This is a genomic window from Streptomyces sioyaensis (genome assembly GCF_004122735.1).
In the GTDB taxonomy this organism is placed as follows: domain Bacteria; phylum Actinomycetota; class Actinomycetes; order Streptomycetales; family Streptomycetaceae; genus Streptomyces; species Streptomyces sioyaensis.
The window spans coordinates 1-5555 of the sequence record NZ_SDIF01000222.1 but is presented as its reverse complement, the minus strand read 5'-3'; the positions used below and the strand labels follow the sequence as shown (position 1 = coordinate 5555).

Sequence of the window (5555 nt, the reverse complement as noted above, 5' to 3'; positions counted from 1 at the left end):
GCCCGACCCCCCTCACCGCCCGCCCCACAAGGCACTCTTCGGCCAAGGCTGCTGCCCTGTCCTCCGGCCGCCCCCTGTCGCACGGACCGCCCGGTTCCTACCGTCCTCTCAGGCACCTCCGGCATCCCCTGCGGCGACAGTGGGCATGACAACGGTGCCGCCATTGAGAACGACCTCGGGAGGGGCACGTGCTGCGCACCGCATCGGCCGTGGACGTCGTCATCGTGGGAGCCGGCCCGGCCGGACTCGCCGCCGCCCGCCATCTGACCGGCGCCGGGGTGTCGGTCGCCGTCCTGGAGGCCTCGCCGGAGATCGGCGGCCGGTCCGTCACCGATCATCTCGACGGTTTCCGGCTGGACCACTGCGGCCGGCCGCTGGCGGTCTCCGCCGCCGAGCTGCGCCGCACGCCGGGCCTGGGCGAGCTGACGCCGCGTCCGTTCGCGCCCGGCCTGAGCGTCCACAACGGACAACGGGTGCAGCGCATCAGCGCCCCCCGAAGCACCAGAGGCGCACTGTCCGCGGCCCGCGCCCTGGTACGCGCCGACCGTCGCACGGAGCGCCGGACGGACCGTCAGGCAGGCCGCCAGACGGGCCGTCTCCCCGACCGGCGGGCCGAACGGGACGCGGACCGCCGCACGGTGCGCCGCCTCGACCGCCGCACCGGCCGCGCCGCCCCCTCGTACGCCACTCCCCCCGCCGGCTCCGCCCCGGCCGTCGACCGCCCCATCCGCGACGCGCTGGCGAGCCGCCCGGCCTTCCCGCCCCGCGCCCATGACGCGTTCCTGCGGCCCCTGCTGGGCGCGCTGCTGTGCGATCCGCAGCTGCGCGGCTCCAGCCGGGGCGCCGCGGCCGCGCTGCGCGGCTATGCGGAGGGGCAGTTGTGGCTGCCGGCCGGCGGCGCCTTCGCCGTCCCCGAACTCCTCGCCGCCGCCCTGCCGCCCGGCACGGTCCGTACCTCCGTGCGGGTCACCGCGGTCTCCACCACCGGCGTGCAGACCGCCGAACACGGTCCCGTCCCCTGCCGGGCGGTGCTGGTGGCCACCGGCGCCCGCGACGCGGCCGAGCTGCTGCCGGGGCTGCGGGTACCCGCCTTCCACCCGGTGACGGTCCTGCACCACACCGCGGCGACGTACGGGGGCCGCGGTGCGCCCTCCCGCGAGACCGCGCTGATCCTGCCGACGGACGGCCCGGTCGCGTACACCTACGCCGCCGGCGCGATCGACCCGTCCCGTACGCCGCCGGGCCGGGCCCTGATCACCACGGTCGTGCTCGGCGCCGCGGCGGCCCTGCCGCCGGCCGTCCTCGACCGGGCGGTGCGGCCCCAACTGGACCGGATCCACGGTGCGCAGACCGGCGACCGCCAACTGCTGACGACCCATCACGATCCGTACGCGGTACCGGCGATGCCGGCTCCGCACGACCCGGAGCGCCCGGTGCGGGTGCTCGCCGGCCTCTACGTGTGCGGCGACCACCGCGACACCGGCACCCTCCAGGGCGCCCTCAACTCGGGCCGGCGCGCGGCCCGCGCCATCCTCCAGGACTTCGGCCTGCCGGCCCTCACCACCGAACCGGACACCCTGCCCGCGGCGGCCTGACCGGGGCGGCGCCTCAGCCCAGCGCCGCCACCCGCTCGCGGTACCCGCGCACCGCCGCCGCGTCCCGGTACGGCTCCAGGCGGCGCTCGAATTCCCTGACGTACTCATGGGCCCGCACGGACCGCATCTCGGAGGCCTGGAGCGCCGCCTCGGCACCGAGCGTGCAGGCCTGCTCCAGCTCGCCCAGGCCCAGCCGCGCGGTCGCCAGCACCACCCGGCAGAAGAGCCGGCTGCGCGCGAAGCCGGCCGCGCGCAGCTGGAGCGAGCGCTCGGCGTGCTGGGAGGCCGCGCGGTACTGCTGGAGGTCGCGGTGGCAGTGCGCCAGTTCGTCGGCGAGCTGTGCCTCGTCGAAGAAGCGCGCCCAATACGGGGTCTCGTCGCCGGGGCGGACGGTCTCCAGCGCCCGCTCGGCACGGGCCAGCGCCGCCGTGCAGGCCCGGACCTCGCTCAGGACGCCGTGGCCGCGCGCCTCCGCGGCGTGCAGCAGCGCCTGCACGGCGGGCGGCGCGCTGCTGCCGATGCCCTGCTGGGCGACCCGGGCCAGCTGGACGGCCTCCCTGCCGTGCCCCAGGTAGACGGCCTGCCGGCTCATCGTCACCAGGACGTAGGCCCCGTACGCCCGGTCGCCGGCGGCCTGAGCCAGCCGCAGGGCCTGGACGAAGTACCGCTGCGCCAGTCCGTGGGCGGCGATGTCGTACGAGGTCCAGCCCGCCAGCCGGGTCAGATCGGCGGCGGCGGCGAACAGCCGGCGGCCGGTGGCCTCCCCGTAGCTGCCGCGCAGCATCGGCTCGGCCTCGTGCTCCAGATAGCGCACCAGGGCCTGCCGGGCGTGGCCGCCGCCGTAGGCGTGGTCCAGCGCCCGGAACAGCTCGCCGACCGAGCGCAGCGCCGCGATGTCGCCGGAGGTGACCCGGGAGCCGTGGGTGCGGTCGACCTGGTCGGTGCGGCGCTGCCGCGGCACCGCGGTCCGGCCCTGGAGGGGCACCCGGGCCGGCCCTTCGGCGGCCTCGCCACGGGCGACCCGTTCGTCGGCGCGGCCGATCAGCCAGTCGCGGCTGGGCACCACGAGCCCGGCCGGGGTGAAGGCGATCTTGCGGAGCTCGGCGTGGCTGCCGGAGTCCTTGCGCCACAGGCCGCTGACGATGTCCACCGCCTCGCTGGGGGTCGCGGCGAACTCCAGCCCCGCGTACACCGGCGCGCAGGCGTCCAGGCCCAGGTCCTGGGCGGACAGCCGGCGGCCGAGCCGGCGGGTGAACACCTCCGCGATCAGGGCGGGGGTGGTGCCCCGTGGCTGCTGGCCGCGCAGCCAGCGGGTCACCGACGTCTTGTCGTAGCGGAGGTCGAGGCCGTGCTCGATGCCGAGCTGATCAACCCGTCTGGCGAGCCCGGCATTGGAGAATCCCGCCTCGGCGATGAGCGCGGCGAGCTGGCGGTTGGGCGTGTGGTGCGGGGGTCGTTCCGTCATCAGCTTTACCGGTCTCCTGCCTTCCGGGCCGCACTGCCGGGTCCGGCGGACCCTGCTCCGGCATTGCTCATCGCCCTTGTGGAACGGCGTGAATGTAACGGCCTTCGGGACCCTGATCGCCGCCTGCGCCCCGCGTTCATCCGATCGTGTGAGCAGGGGCGAACGGGCCGGACACCGGCCGCCTGCCGGGTCCGGAACGGGCGGCCGTACAGTGGCATGGGCGCGAAGTGGCATCAACGTTGCGGCAAACTGCAACACAGGTTCGAAGAGGAGCTGCCGGTGACTGCGATCTCTCGGGGGGAGACCCCCGCACCCGAGGGGCTGCGCTTTGTGCATCTGGGCTTCGGCGCCGACGCCGTGGAGTACGAATCCGCATGGCAGGAGCAGCGCCGGGTGCATGCCGCCCGGTTCGCCGACGAGGTGCCCGACACCTGCCTGCTGCTGGAGCACCAGGCCGTCTACACCGCGGGGCGGCGTACGTCCGACGATGAGCGCCCCCTGGACGGGACGCCGGTCGTCGACGTGGACCGCGGCGGGAAGATCACCTGGCACGGCCCCGGCCAGCTGGTGGGCTACCCCATCCAGAAGCTGCCGCGTCCGGTGGACGTCGTGGCCCATGTCCGCCGCCTCGAAGAGGCGCTGATCCGGGTCTGCGCGGAGTTCGGCGTGGAGGGCACCCGGGTCGAGGGCCGCAGCGGCGTGTGGGTGCTGGGCGACGCCGTCGGCACGGCCGAGGAACGGGCGGCCCTGGGCGGGCTGAACCTCGACTTCGACCCCCGGGTGACGGACGAGCTGTTCGACCCGCGGCTGAACGGTCCCGAGTACGCGCCGTCCAATGCCGGCCAGCGCCGCGAGGACCGCAAGCTCGCCGCGATCGGCATCCGCGTCGCCAAGGGCGTCACGATGCACGGCTTCGCGCTCAACGTGAACCCCGACAACACCTCGTTCGACAAGATCGTGCCGTGCGGCATCCGCGATGCCGGCGTCGCCTCGCTGGCCAACGAGCTGGGCCGGGAGATCACCATCGCCGAGGTGCTGCCCGTCGCCGAGAAGCATCTGCGGGACGTCCTTGAGGGCGCCGAGCTGCTCCCCCGCGCGGTCTGAGCGGGTCCGCGGACCGACCGGGCAGGTACCTGATCATGCACTCCGGAGACCTCCGGGAATGCCACCCCGCCATTCGGGGTTGCCCCGCGCGTAAAGACGTGCGAATCAACGGGCGTACCCTGGTGTACGCCGAAGAAACGAAGTGGTAGGGAGCCGGTCGTGTCCGCAGTCGCACCCGACGGACGCAAGATGCTGCGCCTGGAGGTCCGGAACAGCCAGACCCCCATCGAGCGCAAGCCCGAGTGGATCAAGACCCGGGCGAAGATGGGTCCCGAGTACAACCACCTCCAGGGCCTGGTCAAGAGCGAGGGCCTGCACACGGTCTGCCAGGAGGCGGGCTGTCCCAACATCTTCGAATGCTGGGAGGACCGCGAGGCGACCTTCCTCATCGGCGGTGACCAGTGCACCCGCCGCTGCGACTTCTGCCAGATCGACACCGGCAAGCCGCAGGAGCTGGACCGCGACGAGCCCCGCCGGGTCGCCGAATCCGTGCAGACCATGGGCCTGAAGTACGCCACGATCACCGGCGTGGCGCGCGACGACCTGGAGGACGGCGGCGCCTGGCTCTACGCCGAGACGGTCCGGCAGATCCACGCCCTGATGCCGGACACCGGCGTCGAGCTGCTGATCCCCGACTTCAACGCGGTCCCCGAGCAGCTCGCCGAGGTCTTCTCCTCCCGCCCGCAGGTCCTGGCCCACAACGTCGAGACGGTCCCGCGGATCTTCAAGCGGATCCGCCCCGGCTTCCGCTACGAGCGCTCGCTGGAGGTCATCACCAAGGCCCGCGAGGCCGGTCTGGTGACCAAGTCCAACCTGATCCTGGGCATGGGCGAGGAGCGCGAGGAGATCAGCCAGGCGCTCCAGGACCTCTACGACGCGGGCTGCGAGCTGATCACGATCACCCAGTACCTGCGCCCGACCGTGCGCCACCACCCCATCGACCGCTGGGTCAAGCCCGCCGAATTCGTCGAGTTCAAGGAAGAGGCCGAGGAGATCGGCTACGCCGGTGTCATGTCCGGCCCGCTGGTCCGCTCCTCCTACCGCGCCGGCCGCCTTTACCAGCAGGCCGTCGAGCGGCGCGAGGTCGAGGCGTCCAGTCAGGCGGTTTGAGTCCCCCGGCGCGCCAACTTGTGAAACGTGGCACATGCTGAGGACGCGGCCCGCACTCCCCCAGGACGGGGGGCGTGGGGGCCGCGTCAACGTTTCATTGGTGTTTGACCGGCAGGTCATCCGTTGGTAACACCTTTCCGTGACGATGGATGCACGCACCGCTCCCGCACCTACCCCTGCTTCTCCGAACAGATCAGAGGGAGTCACCACCATGCAGGCCGCGCCGCTCCGCGCCACCCCCGCCGCCAGTACGTACTCGGCCTCGTGGCGGTCCTTGGCGC

4 protein-coding genes are annotated in these 5555 nt (G+C 73.6%); 3 read left to right on the top strand and 1 reads right to left on the bottom strand.

Translation table 11 applies throughout. The features are described 5' to 3' along the window. Positions 1-188: 188 nt before the first annotated feature. A complete protein-coding gene (locus EST54_RS33080; protein WP_129251375.1) occupies positions 189-1595 on the top strand; it encodes an FAD-dependent oxidoreductase in 1407 nt (468 codons plus the stop codon). Positions 1596-1608: 13 nt separating this feature from the next. On the opposite strand, the gene EST54_RS33075 is transcribed toward EST54_RS33080, so the two are convergent. Further along, positions 1609-3060 (bottom strand): regulator, encoded by a 1452-nt coding sequence (locus EST54_RS33075; RefSeq protein ID WP_129251374.1) that lies wholly within the window; start codon positions 3058-3060, stop codon positions 1609-1611. Between the two features lie 279 nt (positions 3061-3339). Between EST54_RS33075 and lipB the strand changes: the two genes are divergently transcribed. Then, on the top strand, positions 3340-4164 hold the full coding sequence (gene lipB / locus EST54_RS33070; RefSeq protein ID WP_129251373.1) for a lipoyl(octanoyl) transferase LipB: 825 nt from the start codon (positions 3340-3342) through the stop codon (positions 4162-4164). Positions 4165-4323: 159 nt separating this feature from the next. After that, on the top strand, positions 4324-5274 hold the full coding sequence (gene lipA / locus EST54_RS33065; protein ID WP_129251372.1) for a lipoyl synthase: 951 nt from the start codon (positions 4324-4326) through the stop codon (positions 5272-5274). Positions 5275-5555 lie beyond the last annotated feature (281 nt).

What these genes read in the sequence shown, in the direction of transcription:
- EST54_RS33075 (WP_129251374.1), bottom strand. Translation starts at nt 3,060, where the DNA reads ATGACGGAACGACCCCCGCACCACACGCCCAACCGCCAGCTCGCCGCG.